Raw genomic sequence first — 13,701 nt, forward strand, 5'->3', positions numbered from 1 at the left:
GCCTACTGGCCGCGCAGGTCTTCGAAAAAGGCCTCCTGCCCCAGGACTTGGCTCGACGCACGTGCCTGCCCGGCAGCCTCGCCGCTGGCTTTCTCCACGTGCCAATAGCATTGCCGGACCGCCCGCGTCACCGCCACGTAGGCCAGGCGCTGTACCTCTTCTTTCTGCGCCGTATCGAATGCCTGGGCGTCTGCTGGTTTGCCCAGGCCGGCCAGGCGATAGACCTGGTTCTTATAGGGCGAGCTGGTCAGGTATTGGCAATCGCCAAGCATGAACACCGTGTCAGCCTGTAGTCCCTTGGCACTGTGATAGGTCAACTGGCGCAGGCGGCGCTGGCTGGGCGGCAAGCTAGAATCCACTTTAGCTATTTGCGACAAATGCTTTTCAATCAATAACTTATCGCTTGTTTTTCGAAACAGCATTAGTACCGTTTCACCGCGCTGGTAATGCTCGATCACCGTTTCGGCCAGTGCGGCCTCGTCCCGGTCGAAGACCTTCACCGGCGACAGCGGCAGCTCGGCCGCCAGCCCACTGGCCCTGGCCTTCTTGCCGGTGATGGCCGAGGCGCCTTTGACCAGATGCTCGGCGGCCTCGATGATGTACTGCTGGCTGCGGTAGTTTTCCACCAGCATCACCCGCGTGTTGGCCGGTGACGGGAAGGCCTTGGTGAACTCCATGAAGTATTTCGGCGAGCTGCCGCGCCAGCCGTAGATCGACTGCCAGTCATCGCCCACGCACATCAGCGATGAATGTTGCGCCACCCGCCCGCTGTGCATGGCCGGCCCACGGCGACGGATTTCGGCGAGGCAGGCACGCAGCCAACTGACGATCTGCGGCGAGACGTCCTGGAACTCGTCGATCATCAGATGCGCCAATGGGCGTAGCAAGGGATCGGGGAGCAACCCGAGGTTCTCCGGATTGTTCTCGCCAAACAGGGCAAACATGCGGTTGTAGGTCATCACCGGCGGCGACTGCGCCAGCAGGTGTGCTTCCAGTGCTTTCCAGAACAGCGCGAGGGCCTCGAAGAATGCCGCGTCGCTGTCGCCGGACGGGAAGTTCATGGCGGCCACGGCGGTGTTGACGTCCAGGCCGAGGTTCTCAATGAAGCTGGCGGCGCTGACGAAGGCGTCGAGCAAGGGCGCCGGAGCCAGCTCGCCCTTCACCTTGTACTCGAAGCCCGGACCGGCCACGGCATCACCCGCCAAGGACGTCGCAAGTCGTTTTGCCGCCGCATAATTATCAAGCCATATCAATGGCTTATCGCAAAAAGCTTGAAATAGGGTGCGCTTTACCGCCCATTCCGCGCGCACCGCCAGCTTGGCGCCCGGCCGCTGGTACTGGGCGCTTTCAGACGGGTCGAAGCCCAATACCACCCAGGCGTCCAGCCCTTCCAGACGGCCATGGACATGAAAGCGGCTGCCGCGGATCTGCACCGTGTCCCGGCACGGCTCGATACCCTTGATTGGCCAGGCACCGGCGGTAAACCACAGGTCCTCGATCACATCGCACAATTCGTCGTCGCGCTGGGCGGCCAGCTGGGTTACCTGTACACGCTTCTGCACATCCGGGTGGTCCGGGTCCAGCGGCTTGAGCAGCAGCGCCTCCTGGCGCAACGCGCCGACCAGCTGGACGAAACGCGGGCTCTGGCCCAGCAGGTCGCTGTAGCACTGGTTGAGCTGCTGGCGTTGGGCATCGTTCAGGCGCAGGTCGAACGGGTTGCTGTCAGCATTCGCCTCACCGCCTGCGGGCATTTCGTTGCCCAGGGTCTCGAACGCCCGCACCTGGGCAAAACCCGGCAGGCTGCGCACCAACGGCAGGATGCGCGAATGGAATGTACGCACCAGCTCTCGCCCCTGGGCAGGCGACAATTCGAGCTGCCACAGGGCGAACACCTGCAGCAGGCGCTGGATGAAGTCACGGCGCGACTCGCGGGTGAAGGTCACCACGGTCAGGGCATCGAGCTCGAAGCCCAGGTAGTGGCGCAGCAGCAGGATGCGCAGCACCAAAGAAGTCGACTTGCCGGCGCCGGCGCCGGCCACCACGCAGGTCGAGGGCGTGTCGCTGAAAATCAACTTCCATTGCGCCGCGCTCGGTTGAGCCTCGCCAGGCAACCGCTTGGCGACATCAGCCTTGAAGCGCCTTTTCAGCTCGGCGGTCACCGGCAGGCGCCAGTCGTCGAACAGGTTGTCATCACGTCCCGGCGTCGCAGCCTGGTCCGGGCGGGTATCGCGGATCACCAGGACCTGGCGCCCGGCCTCATAGCCATCGACCCGGCCTTGCTCGTAGCCCTCACGCAAGCCATCGGCATGGCCGTTGCGCTGCCCCGTGGCGTGGCCGAGGAACCAGGAGTCGCGATGCTGCGCCTGCAGGCGCGACAAACCGCGGCCCAACAGGCGCGCGACCAGGCGACGCAACCAGGGCAACTGTGCGGGAGGGGTCAGGTCGGCCGGGGCCCGGGGATGCTCGTGCGGCACGGTCACTCCGTTGAAAATCAGAACAGCCGGCATGTTCGCCTCATCCGCGCAAAAGTGCCAGCGAATGCTTATGGATCAGTGGATTAGGCGATGAAGCGCATGCAGAGTCGCAAACTAAATTATCGAATTTAACGATTGTATTTAGCCGATATTTACGCTTTTTATCGATATTTTAAACGCGCATCATGACCTCATTCCACCGACTCATAGGAGCGCCACCATGCTGCAACTGCGACCCTTCGAAAGCCTTGGCCACGCCAACCACGGCTGGCTCGACGCCCATCATCACTTCTCCTTCGCCGAGTACCATGACCCGGCACGCATGCACTGGGGCAACCTGCGCGTGTGGAACGACGACCTGATCGCGGCCGGTGCTGGCTTCCCGCCGCACCCGCACCGTGACATGGAGATCATCACCTACGTTCGCGAAGGCGCCATCACCCATCAGGACAGCCTGGGCAACAAGGGCCGCACTGAAGCTGGCGACGTGCAGGTCATGAGCGCTGGCAGCGGCATCGTCCACAGCGAGTACAACCTGGAGAAGGTCGACACGCGGATCTTCCAGATCTGGATCATCCCGGAAAAGGTCGGTGATGCGCCCTCCTGGGGTAGCCGCCCCTTCCCCAAGGGCGAACGTGGCGAAGGCTTCGTGACCCTGGCCAGCGGCCGCGAAGGCGATGACGACAGCCTGCGCATCCGCACCGACGCGCGCCTGGTGGCCGCGACCCTGCGCGCCGGTGAAAGCGCCGAGTACCGCCTCGATGAGGGCCGCCGCGGCTACCTGGTACCTGCCAAGGGACGGATTGAAGTGAACGGCTTGCAAGCCAAGGCCCGTGACGGGGTGGCGATCGAGCAGGAAACGCTGCTCAAGGTGACCGCGCTGGAAGACAGCGAAATCGTGCTGGTCGATGTAGCCTGATCGACCTTGGCCGGCCGCCGGCGCAGGCCGATATCGCACTTTTTCGCGTTTGTGCGCTCTATGCATGGCCAGGTCCCACCGATCCCCGGTGGGACCGCCTTTTCCAACCGGTGCCGATGGCCGCACGAAGACGCTTTCCGTTTCCTCGCCTACTGCTGATGGCCGGCAGCCTGGCGTGCCTGGTTGCCTGCACCCAGCAGCAGGGCCGTGACATGCTCACCCAGTTCGGCAACGGCAAGCCCGACGAGCTGTTCCAGACCAGCGTCGACCGCATGGCCACCCTGGCCATGCGCGACAACCTGCAAAGCCTGTATCTGCTGATGAACAAGCTGTACCTGCGCAACCCCAACCAGTGGCGGCAATCGGGCTACCTCGACGCCACCACCGCGGCACGGCAGATCCGCATCGCCATCGAACAGCGCCAGCCCCTGGCGCAGTTGGGCGAGCGCCGCGACCTGGCGGCCTTGAGCTACGCCCTGAGCCCGGAGTTTCGCGGCGACCGGGTAGGCGCGTTCATCTATGCCATCGGCAGCATGCTGGTCACCGCCCATGGCGGGCGCACCGAGTTCTACATGACCGACACCCTCGACCCGTTGTTCATCCACAATGCCGCGCGCAACATCGAGAAGGCCACCTGGATGCTCGGCCAGCGCCAGGATGCCAATGGCGTGCTCCTGCTGTTTTCCAACGAAATCTCCGAGCAAGGCAGCAACCTCAGCTTCGCGGTGGAGTTCGGCAAGGTCGTCGCCCGCCTCGACCTGCTGGCGCAGATGCTTGACGAGCGCTATCGACGGATCGGCCTGAACTACGCGCAAAGCCTGCTGTTGATGAATTTCCTGCCGGTGCAATGAGCCGGGTCGGCCAGCAGAACGTCATCGTCGCAGCCCCTCGAGCGGCACGGTTGAGCCGTATCCGGTCCAACAGGCAAATGAGGCGCCAAGCAATCAACCCCGTCGCCGTTTCAGCTGCTGCTTCAACACCCGCAACGGCGGCGCATAGAAGAATCCGAACGACACGCTGCCCTGGCGGCCCTTCACCGCATGGTGCAGGCGATGAGCCCGGTACAGACGCTTGAGGTAGCGGTTGACCGGTTTCGGCGCCCTCGGCCAATGGCGGTGGAAGAATCCGTCATGGGCCAGCACGTAGGCCAGCCCATAGCCCGCCACGCCGCCACCAACCCATTGCAGCGGCGCGTGCCCGGCCTTGCCCAGCATCACCAGGGCAGCGGCGATAAGCCCGAGCGCCAGCAGGTAGAGGTCGTTGGTTTCCAGCATGCCCAGTTGCGGCTCGTGATGCGAGCGGTGCAGCCACCAGCCCCAGCCGTGCATGACGTACTTGTGGGCCAGCGTGCCGACGCCCTCCATGGCCACCAGGGTGCCGAACAGCACGGCGAGATTGAACAACATGTATCGGTCCGGGGGGGTTGGCAACGAAAGGCGCAAGCGTACCATTGCCGCCAGGTCATTCAGAGGGATTTTCCATGAAGAATGTACCCAGGCCGGCACCTGCCGGCGCTTGACGTAACACAATTGTCATGCCCCACGCCTTGACCCAGCGCGGATCGAGGCGTATGGTCCGCCGCGCATTCAAGCATCCCTCACCCAGGAGACCCCTGCATTGGACAGTAGCCCCAGTCGATTGCGACAGGCCCACACGGCGAGCTAGTCCGGCAGCGTTCCTGCCACTGTCTCGCCGTACTCGGTAGACGGTGGTTCCCTTCGGCCCTCCCTGGCTGAACATTCCTCCTTAGTTTCCCAGCCCTGCCTCCGGCAAGGCGCGTGGTCCTGCGCATTCCTCGTTTGCAATCGCGCCGTCTCAAGTCGGCGCCCATGCGGGCCATCGCCCGCAGAACGGAGTTCGCTATGGATTGGAAAATCTTCCTGCTGCGCGTCAGCGTGGCCCTGCTGCTCGGTGCCCTGATCGGCGCCGAGCGTCAACTGCGCCAGCGCCTGACGGGCCTGCGCACCAACGCCCTGGTCAGCACCGGTGCCTGCCTGTTCGTGCTGATGACCCAGGCCGTGCCAGGCATGGCGCCCACCGATGCCTCGCGCATCGCCGCCTACGTGGTGTCGGGCATCGGCTTTCTCGGCGGCGGCGTGATCATGCGCGACGGCTTCAACGTGCGGGGCCTGAATACCGCCGCTACCCTCTGGTGCACCGCCGCGGTTGGCGTGCTGTGCAGCCTCGGGCTGTTGCTGGAGGCGTCGCTGGGCAGCCTGGTGGTGCTGTGCGCAAACATCCTGCTGCGCGACCTCGCCCAGCGCCTCGACCGCCAGGACGTGCTGCCGGCCAGCGAAGTCGAGCAGCGCTACGAGGTGCGCATCGTCTGCCGCGCCGAGGACGAGATCCAGGTACGCAGCCTGATGCTGCACAGCCTCAGCGACCCGGGCCTGCGCTTGCAGTCGCTGCACAGCGAAGACCTGGCCGACCCAACACGGCTGGAGGTACGCGCCGAACTGCTCGGCACGCCGCAGGCGCCAACCCAGTTGGAGCGCCTGGTCGGCCGGGTAAGCCTGGAGAAAGGCGTCAGCTCGGTGCGCTGGCAATTGCAGGTTCAGGGGCTGGCCTCTGACTAGACGTCGTCACGCACATGCCGCTCGCGCAGTTCCTGGCGCTCCTTGGCCTCGACGCACAAAGTCGCGGTGGGCCGCAGTAGCAGGCGGCGCAGACCGATCGGCTCACCGGTTTCCTCACACCAGCCGTAGTCGCCCCGGGCCAGGCGCTCCAGCGCCTGGTCGATCTTGTCCAGCAGTTTCTTCTCCCGCTCCAGCGAGCGCAGTTGCCAGTGGCGCTCTTCTTCGGCGCTGCCGATGTCGGCGAGGTCGCTGTGCACCTCCTGCTCACGCAGGGCGCGGAACTCCTGTTCGATACGGCCCTGCAGCTCGCCGCGCTGGGCCAGCAGCAGGTTACGGAAGAATTGCCGCTGCGGCTCGTTCATGTAGGCGGCTGCAGGTTGTTGCAACAATTGCTCTTCAGTCATGGCAAGGTTCCGAAATGCTGGGCGCGCGCCGCGCCCCTTTCGCTGGCAAGCCAGCTCCCACAGGGGCTGCGCAGCGGCCCCCAGCTCAAATCAACGGTCGAACATCAAGGGCAATCCCTGGCACGGGTCGCACACTTGGCCCTGGTGCCAGGCCAGTTGCCCCGACACCACCGTGCTACGTACCACATGGTGGAAGGCGCGCTGCTGGAACGGCGTCCAGCCGCAGCGCGCCAGGATCGGGTCGTCCGCCACGGCCCGTGGCCTGGCCAGGCGCTCGACGATGGCGAAGTCCGCCCAGTATCCCTCGCGCAGGAAACCGCGCTCGCGAATGGCGAACAGCTCGGCCACCGCGTGGCTGGTCTTGGTCACCACCTGGGCCATGCTCAGCACCCCTTCGCTGACCAGCTCCAGCGCCGCCGGCAGGGCGTGCTGCACCAGCGGCAGGCCTGACGGTGCGCGGGTATACACCCGCCGCTTTTCTTCCAGCGTATGCGGCGCGTGGTCGGTACCGATCACATCGATACGGTCGCGGGCCAGGGCGTTGCGCAGGGCATCGCGGTCGGTGCCGGTCTTGATCGCCGGATTGCACTTGATCAAGTGGCCGAGGCTGGCGTAGTCGCTGTCGTCGAACAGCAGGTGGTGCAGGCACACCTCAGCGGTGATGCGCTTGCCGCTCACCGGGCCGGACGTGAACAACGCCAGCTCGCGCACCGTGGTCAGGTGCAGCACATGCAGGCGCGTGCCGAAGCGCCGGGCCAGATGCACGGCCAGGCTCGAGGAGCGGTAGCAGGCGTCGGCATCGCGGATCAGCGGGTGCGCGGCCGGAGGGATGAATTCGCCGTGGCGCGCCCGCCACCACCCCTCGTTCTGCACAATGCTGGGCGTGTGCTCGCAATGGGCCAGGACGATGGTCGGCGCATAGACAAAGAGTTTTTCCAGCACCTGCGGATCATCCACCAGCATGTCGCCAGTGGACGCGCCCATGAACACCTTGATCCCGGCCACTTCGCGGGGGTCGAGGGCGGCAATGGTGTCGAGGTTGTCGCGGCTCACCCCGAAGTGAAAACCATAGTTGGCCCGTGAGCCTGCCGCCGCCCGGCGCTTCTTGTCGGCCAGCGCCTCCAGGGTCAACGTCGGCGGGTTGGTGTTGGGCATGTCCATGTAGCTGGTGATGCCCCCGGCCACCGCCGCCCGCGACTCGCTGGCAATACTGCCCTTGTGCGGCGCCCCCGGCTCGCGAAAATGCACCTGGTCGTCGATCATCCCTGGCAGCAACCAGGCGCCCTTGGCATCGATCTCCAGTGCCGCCCGGGCGTTGTCGAGGCTGCCGGCGATCCGTTCTATGCGCCCATGGCGCACCAGCAGGTCGGCTTCGAATTCACGCCCCTCGTTGACCAGCCGCGCATTGCGCACCAATAGCGTGTCCATGCTCAGAACTCGTTCTGCAAGGCCTTGTAGCCCTGGACCAGGTCGATATTGGTGCGCGCTACATCCTCGGAGAACTCCGAGGCAGACACGCTGACCGGCGGGTAGCGCTCCAGGTCGGTATGCGGGCCGATGTGCTCGGTGGGCGGCACGTAGAAGCGCGGCGGCAAGTCGCGGCCGTCGACCACCGAGTTGTGCCGCACCACGCTGCCATCACCGACCTTGCAGTTGAACAGCACGCTGTTGAAGCCGATGAACACCCGGTCGCCGACTTCGCACGGACCGTGGACGATGGAGCGGTGGGCGATCGAGCTGTACTGGCCGATGCGCACCGCCGCGCCGGATTTGGAATGGATCACCACGCCATCCTGGATATTGGAGTTGGCACCGATGACGATTGGCTGCATGTCGCCGCTGGCGTCCACCTCGTCGGCGCGGATGACCGCATAAGGGCCAACGAACACGTTGTCGTGGATGATCACCTTGCCGCAGATGATGGCGGTGTGGTCGATATAGGCCGATTCGGCGATTTGCGGAAGATGGCCGGAGGGGTTTCTGCGGATCACGGTGAGGGTCCTGCCTGGGAGGAAAAATGCAAATGTTACGTTATAACAATTACATTGCAACACCTTCCCGCGTCGATCTGGCAAACTGCACGTTACTGCGCGTCAACGCCCGTGCCTGAAGGTCTTGTGTCCCCCATGCCTGTCCGCCCTACTCTCACCGATGATGTTCCAGCGCTCCCTGCCTTGGAACGCTCCGCCGCCCAGGCATTCCGGCAATTGCCGCACCTCGCCTGGCTGGCCGACAGCGACGTGATGAATGAAGCCGAACACCTCGCATTCGTGAGCGAAGGTTGCAGCTGGGTCGCCGTGGATGACCAGGACCAGGCACTGGGTTTTCTCTGCGCCAGCATTGCCGACGACGCCTTGCACATCCATGAGCTGTCCGTGCGGCAAGAGGCCCAGGGCCGCGGCTTGGGCCGGCGCCTGCTAGACCAGGCACGGCATGCCGCTCGCCTCAAGGGCCTGGCCTGGCTGACCCTGACCACCTTCGACGATGTCCCCTGGAATGCCCCGTTCTACGCGCGCTACGGCTTCGAGCCCATCCCTGCGACACGCTTGGACGCCCGCCTGCGCGCAATTCTCGCCAGCGAGCTGGCCCATGGCCTGGACCAGCGGTGCGCCATGCGCCTGCCGCTCGACGCCTGAGCCCTGTTTTCATCCCCCCGGCCATTCACGTAGAGTCTGAACACCCGCGGTAACGGACAACACGATGGACAAGTACGCCCCCCGCCAGTGGCTGCCACACGAAAAGCCCAGCCTGCCCGGTTCGCCCTCGACACCGCTGCACGCCCCGGCCAAGCGCCTGGCCTTCGGCGTGGTCGGTCTGCTGGTGGCCATCACCGGCGGCCTGGGCAACGCCCTGGTGGTGGCCAACCTGCCATTTCTGCAGGGCGCCCTCGGTGCCACCAGCGCGGAGATGGCCTGGCTACCGGCGGCCTACGTGATGACCAACGTGTCGATGAACCTGTTGCTGGTGAAGTTTCGCCAGGAGTTCGGCCTGCGCGCCTTCACCGAAGTGTTCCTGGTGCTCTACGCGCTGGTCACCCTCGCCCACCTGTTCGTCAACGACCTCAACTCGGCCATCGCCGTGCGCGCCGCCCATGGCATGGTCGGTGCCGCGCTGAGTTCGCTGGGGCTTTACTACATGATCCAGGCCTTCCCCGCGCAGTGGCGGCTCAAGGCGATGGTCCTCGGGCTGGGCGCCTCGCAGTTGGCCGTACCCTTGGCCCGGGTGTTTTCCGAAGACCTGCTGCAGATCGCCGAGTGGCGCGGGCTGTACCTGTTCGAGCTGGGCCTGGCCCTGGCCGCGCTGGGCTGCGTGCTGTTGCTCAAGCTACCGCCGGGCGATCGCTTCAAGACCTTCGAGCCGCTGGATTTTCTCACCTTCACCCTGATGGCCAGCGGCACTGCCCTGCTCTGCGCGGCGCTGTCGCTGGGGCGTATCGACTGGTGGCTGGACGCGCCGTGGATCGGCGTCGCCCTGGCCGGCGCCATTGCCCTGATCCTCTCGGGCCTGGCCATCGAGCACAACCGCAGCAACCCGTTGCTGATGACCCGCTGGCTGGGCAGCGGCGCGATCATTCGCCTGGCACTGTGCGTGATCCTGATCCGCATGGTGATTTCCGAGCAGTCCACCGGCGCGGTGGGCTTCCTCCAGGCGCTGAACATGGGCAACGAGCAGATGCGCGCGCTGTACGCGGTGATGCTGCTGGGCGCGATCACCGGCCTTGCCACCAGCGCGTTGACCATCAACCCCACGCACCTGGTACTGCCGCTGTTCATCTCCCTGGCCGCAATGGCCACCGGCGCGTTCATGGACAGCGGCTCCACCAACCTGACCCGCCCGGCACAGATGTACCTCAGCCAGTTCCTGCTGGCCTTCGGCAGCACCTTCTTCGTCGGCCCGTCGATGGCGCTGGGCATCAGCCATGTGCGCGCCAACCCGCGCAACCTGGTGAGCTTCTCGGTGCTGTTCGGCATCTGCAACAACCTCGGCGGGCTGAGTGGCTCGGCACTGCTGGGCACCTTCCAGACGGTGCGGGAGAAATTCCACTCCAGCCAGCTGATGGACCGCCTGAGTTCCCTGGAACCCCTGGTCAGCGCCCGGGTCCAGGGGGGTGGCGCCGGTTATGCCGGGGTGCTGGCCGACCCTGCGCTGCGCAACGAGGCGGGCATGGGCCTGCTGGCCAACGCCGCGACCCGCGAGGCCAATGTGCTGGCCTACAACGATGTGTTCATGCTGATCGGCGCCATCGCTATCCTGACCATGATCTGGATCTTCATCCGCAGCCTGTACCTGCGCTATACCCACTCCACCAGCGGTGCCTCCAACCGATGACCCAGGAAACGCCAACGACCACCACCACCGCCATCGCCGAAACCCCGGAAGGCAGCGCGCCCCCGAGCGAGCCGACCAGCCCGGCACGTACCCGACGTGTGCGCCTGCTGTCATCGCTTAGCTTCGCCGCCGTGGCCCTGGCCGGCATCCTGCTGGTGCTCTACGCCTGGCGCCTGCCGCCATTCAGCAGCGCCATCGAAAGCACCGAGAACGCGCTGGTGCGCGGCCAGGTGACGATCATCGGCCCTCAGCTGGGCGGCTACATCGTCGAGGTGCCGGTGCACGACTTCCAGTTCGTCAAACAGGGCGACCTGCTGGTGCGCCTGGACGACCGCATCTACACCCAACGCCTGGCCCAGGCCGTTGCCCAGCTCAAGCAGCAACAGGCGGCGCTGGCCAACAACCTGCAGCAGCGCAACAGCGCCGAGGCCACCATTGCCCAGCGCCAGGCCGCGATCGCCGACGCCGCCGCCCAGGCCGACAAGGCCCGCGCCGACCTGCAACGCAACCAGGCGCTGGTAAGCGACGGCTCGGTATCACGCCGTGAACTGGACCTGAGCCGCGCCAGTCAGGCCGCCGCCGTCGCCAGTCTGGCCCAGGCCAGGGCCGCACTGGAAATCGCCCGCCAGGACCGCGAAACGGTGGTCGTCAATCGCGCTGCGCTGGAAGCTTCGGTGGAAAACGCCAAGGCCGCGGTGGAGCTGGCCCGCATCGACCTGGACAACACCCGGGTCAAGGCGCCACGTGACGGCCAGCTGGGGCAGATCGGCACCCGCCTGGGCGCCTACGTCAACCCCGGTGCGCAGTTGATGGCACTGGTGCCGGACACCCTGTGGGTGATCGCCAACCTGAAGGAGACGCAGATGGCCAACGTGCGCATCGGCCAGCCGGCGACCTTCACCGTCGATGCGCTCAATCATCTGAAACTGCGTGGTCACGTGCAGCAGATCTCGCCGGCCACTGGCTCCGAGTTCGCCTTGTTGCAGGCCGACAACGCCACCGGCAACTTCGTCAAGATCGCCCAGCGCATCCCGGTGCGGATCACCGTCGATGGCGACCAGCCCGAGGCCAGGCATCTGCGGCCAGGGATGTCGGTGGTGGTGAGCATCGATACCCGGGAGGCGCAGTAAGCGACGGGTCCGACGGCGCCGGGGCGGAACCAGCAGAGTATGGCTGAACACCCACCGTTTGCCGGTTGGCCGCCAGTCGGTGCCAAAGGCAGGCTTTGCCAAACAGCGCACAGCACGGGCGATATGTCGTCGTGCCACGATTGCGGCCGCTCTGGCCCGCGGGTTCTAATCCTGGCCTGCGCTCCACCCAGCAATTGGCAATACAAGGAAGCCTTACAATGGACAGGAAGATCATACCGCTGGCGTTGCTGGCGACCCTGGTCGGCTGCTCGGACAACCAGCAGCCCCGCGAAGCCGACCTGCGCCAGGCTGCCCAAGCCTACCTCGACAGCCAGTACCCGCACTGTTTCGTGATCAGTGCCTTCCCCACCCGCACCCGTGACTTCGATGTCGAAGGCACCAACCAGGCCCTGCACGCCCTGGCCCAGGTCGGCGTGGTCAGCGAACGGGAAGTTGCCCGTACCGAAGTCCCTGAGCGCCTGTGGCAGCCGGCACGCACCGACATCTACTACGCCTACGACCTCACCGACGAGGGCCGCCGCTACTACAAGGCCGATGCAAGGCGCAAAGCGAACGGCACCAGCACCGGCGGGCTGTGCTTCGGCAAGGCCCAGGTCACCGCCATCAACAGCGTCGGCAAGCCTACCGAACAGGATGGGCGCAAGCAGTCGCAGGTGAGCTACAGCTACCAGGTGAACGAACTGCCGACCTGGGCCAGCGACGCGGCGGTCCAGGCCGGCATCGCAGGCCTCGGCCAGGCGGCCGCCAGTGCTGCCAAGCCGCTGGAGGAAACCCGCGCCATGGTGCTCACGGACCACGGATGGGTGCACGAGCAACTGCTGGCCAACTGATCAAGCTGTTAATCCTGGGAAAATCTGCGCACGCCATCCTTGCCTCAACCCGGCCGCCTGGCGGCCGTTTTTCAGGTCAATCGATGGAGACCCCAGTGATGAAAACCCTAACCTGTGCACTCGCCCTGCTGGCAACGATCTCGGCCACCTCGGCCTTTGCCGAAGGCGGCGCCGACCGCCTCAAGGAACGCAGCGACCAATGGGCGCTGCAACGCCAGCAGGCCGAGCAGATCGCCAAGGGTGACGCCCAGTCACCCGCCCAGCAGCAAGCCCAGCAGACCCAGGACAGCGCCAACACACCCTCCAGCTGATAGGCCCCTTGGGCATTTTTGTTCAATACCCGCGCCGCGGCCTCGGGCAGGATAGCCGCACTATCCTCGCCACAAGGAAACACCCGATGAGCCTGACACTGTCCATGGCGGCCTTCGCCCTGGCCGCCTCCATCTCCCCCGGCCCGGTCAACATCGTCGCCCTCGGCAGCGGCGCGCGCCATGGCCTGCGGGCCAGCATCGGGCATGCGGCCGGCGCCACCCTGGGCTTCTGCCTGCTGCTGGTGCTGGTGGGGCTGGGCGTGCATGAGCTGCTGCTGCGCTGGCCGTTACTGGGGCAGCTGTTGCATTGGGGCGGTGTGCTGTTCCTGCTGTACATGGCTTGGAAGCTGGCCAGCGACGACGGCGCACTGGGCGCCGAGGATGGCAAGCGGGCGCCAAGCGCCTGGCACGGCGCGGTCATGCAGTGGCTGAGCCCCAAGGCCTGGCTGGCGGCCGTGGCTGGCATCGGCGCCTATACCGGCGGCGAGCAGCAGCTGCTGTGGCTGTTCACCTGGATCTACGGGCCGATCTGTTTCGTCTCCGTGGCCAGTTGGGCCTGGGCCGGCAGCGTGATCCGCCAGTACCTGGCCGAGCCGTGGCGGATGCGTCTGCTCAATCGGGTGCTGGCAGGGTTGCTGGTGGCAAGCGCGGTGTACCTGATGGTATGAGGTTGACGGTTCGGGCCCTATCGCGGGGCAAGCCCGCTC

The 13,701-nt window shown here is 65.6% G+C and carries 14 protein-coding genes; 9 read left to right on the top strand and 5 right to left on the bottom strand.

Going from position 1 to position 13,701, the window contains the following annotated elements; translation table 11 throughout:
- Positions 1 to 2 precede the first annotated feature (2 nt).
- Positions 3 to 2,507, bottom strand: a complete 2,505-nt coding sequence (locus tag LU688_RS15070) for a UvrD-helicase domain-containing protein (protein WP_160291232.1) — start codon at positions 2,505 to 2,507, stop codon at positions 3 to 5.
- Positions 2,508 to 2,694: 187 nt separating this feature from the next.
- Between LU688_RS15070 and LU688_RS15075 the strand changes: the two genes are divergently transcribed.
- Both LU688_RS15075 and LU688_RS15080 read left to right on the top strand, forming a co-directional pair.
- The gene (locus tag LU688_RS15075; RefSeq protein ID WP_023631092.1) at positions 2,695 to 3,393 is read left to right on the top strand and encodes a pirin family protein; all 699 of its coding nucleotides are present in this window, start codon (positions 2,695 to 2,697) and stop codon (positions 3,391 to 3,393) included.
- A gap of 158 nt (positions 3,394 to 3,551) precedes the next feature.
- A complete protein-coding gene (locus tag LU688_RS15080) occupies positions 3,552 to 4,244 on the top strand; it encodes a hypothetical protein (protein ID WP_023631093.1) in 693 nt (230 codons plus the stop codon).
- 93 nt (positions 4,245 to 4,337) lie between these two features.
- Here the strand turns inward: LU688_RS15080 and LU688_RS15085 are convergent, their stop codons facing one another.
- Positions 4,338 to 4,799 (bottom strand): sterol desaturase family protein, encoded by a 462-nt coding sequence (locus LU688_RS15085; RefSeq protein ID WP_023631094.1) that lies wholly within the window; start codon positions 4,797 to 4,799, stop codon positions 4,338 to 4,340.
- Between the two features lie 456 nt (positions 4,800 to 5,255).
- Between LU688_RS15085 and LU688_RS15090 the strand changes: the two genes are divergently transcribed.
- Positions 5,256 to 5,969, top strand: coding sequence for an MgtC/SapB family protein (locus tag LU688_RS15090; protein ID WP_038706204.1), 714 nt, complete (start codon positions 5,256 to 5,258; stop codon positions 5,967 to 5,969).
- Here LU688_RS15090 and dksA read toward each other — a convergent pair.
- The 3 genes from dksA to LU688_RS15105 form a co-directional block, all read right to left on the bottom strand.
- A complete protein-coding gene (gene dksA, locus LU688_RS15095) occupies positions 5,966 to 6,373 on the bottom strand; it encodes an RNA polymerase-binding protein DksA (RefSeq protein ID WP_023633185.1) in 408 nt (135 codons plus the stop codon). The two genes, LU688_RS15090 and dksA, sit on opposite strands and share 4 nt — an antisense overlap.
- Positions 6,374 to 6,463: 90 nt before the next feature.
- Positions 6,464 to 7,801: a dihydroorotase gene (locus LU688_RS15100; RefSeq protein ID WP_094010001.1), complete on the bottom strand. Its 1,338-nt coding sequence runs from the start codon at positions 7,799 to 7,801 to the stop codon at positions 6,464 to 6,466.
- A 2-nt stretch (positions 7,802 to 7,803) separates the two neighbouring features.
- On the bottom strand, positions 7,804 to 8,364 hold the full coding sequence (locus LU688_RS15105; RefSeq protein ID WP_046855480.1) for a gamma carbonic anhydrase family protein: 561 nt from the start codon (positions 8,362 to 8,364) through the stop codon (positions 7,804 to 7,806).
- 135 nt (positions 8,365 to 8,499) lie between these two features.
- On the opposite strand from LU688_RS15105, the gene LU688_RS15110 reads away from it, so the two are divergent.
- From LU688_RS15110 to LU688_RS15135, 6 genes are all read left to right on the top strand, one after another.
- Complete coding sequence (locus LU688_RS15110) at positions 8,500 to 9,009, top strand: GNAT family N-acetyltransferase (RefSeq protein ID WP_094010002.1); 510 nt, start codon at positions 8,500 to 8,502, stop codon at positions 9,007 to 9,009.
- Positions 9,010 to 9,073: 64 nt separating this feature from the next.
- A complete protein-coding gene (locus LU688_RS15115) occupies positions 9,074 to 10,702 on the top strand; it encodes an MFS transporter (RefSeq protein ID WP_232888136.1) in 1,629 nt (542 codons plus the stop codon).
- Complete coding sequence (locus LU688_RS15120) at positions 10,699 to 11,832, top strand: HlyD family secretion protein (protein WP_094010004.1); 1,134 nt, start codon at positions 10,699 to 10,701, stop codon at positions 11,830 to 11,832. The genes LU688_RS15115 and LU688_RS15120 overlap by 4 nt, the downstream gene beginning before the upstream one ends.
- A 218-nt stretch (positions 11,833 to 12,050) precedes the next feature.
- On the top strand, positions 12,051 to 12,683 hold the full coding sequence (locus tag LU688_RS15125) for a hypothetical protein (RefSeq protein WP_023632648.1): 633 nt from the start codon (positions 12,051 to 12,053) through the stop codon (positions 12,681 to 12,683).
- A 98-nt stretch (positions 12,684 to 12,781) separates the two neighbouring features.
- Positions 12,782 to 12,994, top strand: coding sequence for a DUF2790 domain-containing protein (locus LU688_RS15130; RefSeq protein ID WP_023632649.1), 213 nt, complete (start codon positions 12,782 to 12,784; stop codon positions 12,992 to 12,994).
- 86 nt (positions 12,995 to 13,080) lie between these two features.
- A complete protein-coding gene (locus LU688_RS15135) occupies positions 13,081 to 13,662 on the top strand; it encodes a LysE family translocator (RefSeq protein ID WP_232888135.1) in 582 nt (193 codons plus the stop codon).
- Positions 13,663 to 13,701 lie beyond the last annotated feature (39 nt).

This window comes from Pseudomonas soli (genome assembly GCF_021283165.2).
Lineage (GTDB): Bacteria > Pseudomonadota > Gammaproteobacteria > Pseudomonadales > Pseudomonadaceae > Aquipseudomonas > Aquipseudomonas soli.

Excerpts from the sequence above, each read along its gene's own strand:
- LU688_RS15130 (WP_023632649.1), top strand. The coding sequence starts at position 12,782 with ATGAAAACCCTAACCTGTGCACTCGCCCTGCTGGCAACGATCTCGGCC.
- LU688_RS15090 (WP_038706204.1), top strand. The coding sequence starts at position 5,256 with ATGGATTGGAAAATCTTCCTGCTGCGCGTCAGCGTGGCCCTGCTGCTC.
- LU688_RS15125 (WP_023632648.1), top strand. The coding sequence starts at position 12,051 with ATGGACAGGAAGATCATACCGCTGGCGTTGCTGGCGACCCTGGTCGGC.
- LU688_RS15085 (WP_023631094.1), bottom strand. The coding sequence starts at position 4,799 with ATGTTGTTCAATCTCGCCGTGCTGTTCGGCACCCTGGTGGCCATGGAG.
- LU688_RS15120 (WP_094010004.1), top strand. The coding sequence starts at position 10,699 with ATGACCCAGGAAACGCCAACGACCACCACCACCGCCATCGCCGAAACC.
- LU688_RS15075 (WP_023631092.1), top strand. The coding sequence starts at position 2,695 with ATGCTGCAACTGCGACCCTTCGAAAGCCTTGGCCACGCCAACCACGGC.
- LU688_RS15135 (WP_232888135.1), top strand. The coding sequence starts at position 13,081 with ATGAGCCTGACACTGTCCATGGCGGCCTTCGCCCTGGCCGCCTCCATC.
- LU688_RS15115 (WP_232888136.1), top strand. The coding sequence starts at position 9,074 with ATGGACAAGTACGCCCCCCGCCAGTGGCTGCCACACGAAAAGCCCAGC.
- LU688_RS15110 (WP_094010002.1), top strand. The coding sequence starts at position 8,500 with ATGCCTGTCCGCCCTACTCTCACCGATGATGTTCCAGCGCTCCCTGCC.
- LU688_RS15100 (WP_094010001.1), bottom strand. The coding sequence starts at position 7,801 with ATGGACACGCTATTGGTGCGCAATGCGCGGCTGGTCAACGAGGGGCGT.
- LU688_RS15070 (WP_160291232.1), bottom strand. The coding sequence starts at position 2,507 with ATGCCGGCTGTTCTGATTTTCAACGGAGTGACCGTGCCGCACGAGCAT.
- dksA (WP_023633185.1), bottom strand. The coding sequence starts at position 6,373 with ATGACTGAAGAGCAATTGTTGCAACAACCTGCAGCCGCCTACATGAAC.
- LU688_RS15080 (WP_023631093.1), top strand. The coding sequence starts at position 3,552 with ATGGCCGGCAGCCTGGCGTGCCTGGTTGCCTGCACCCAGCAGCAGGGC.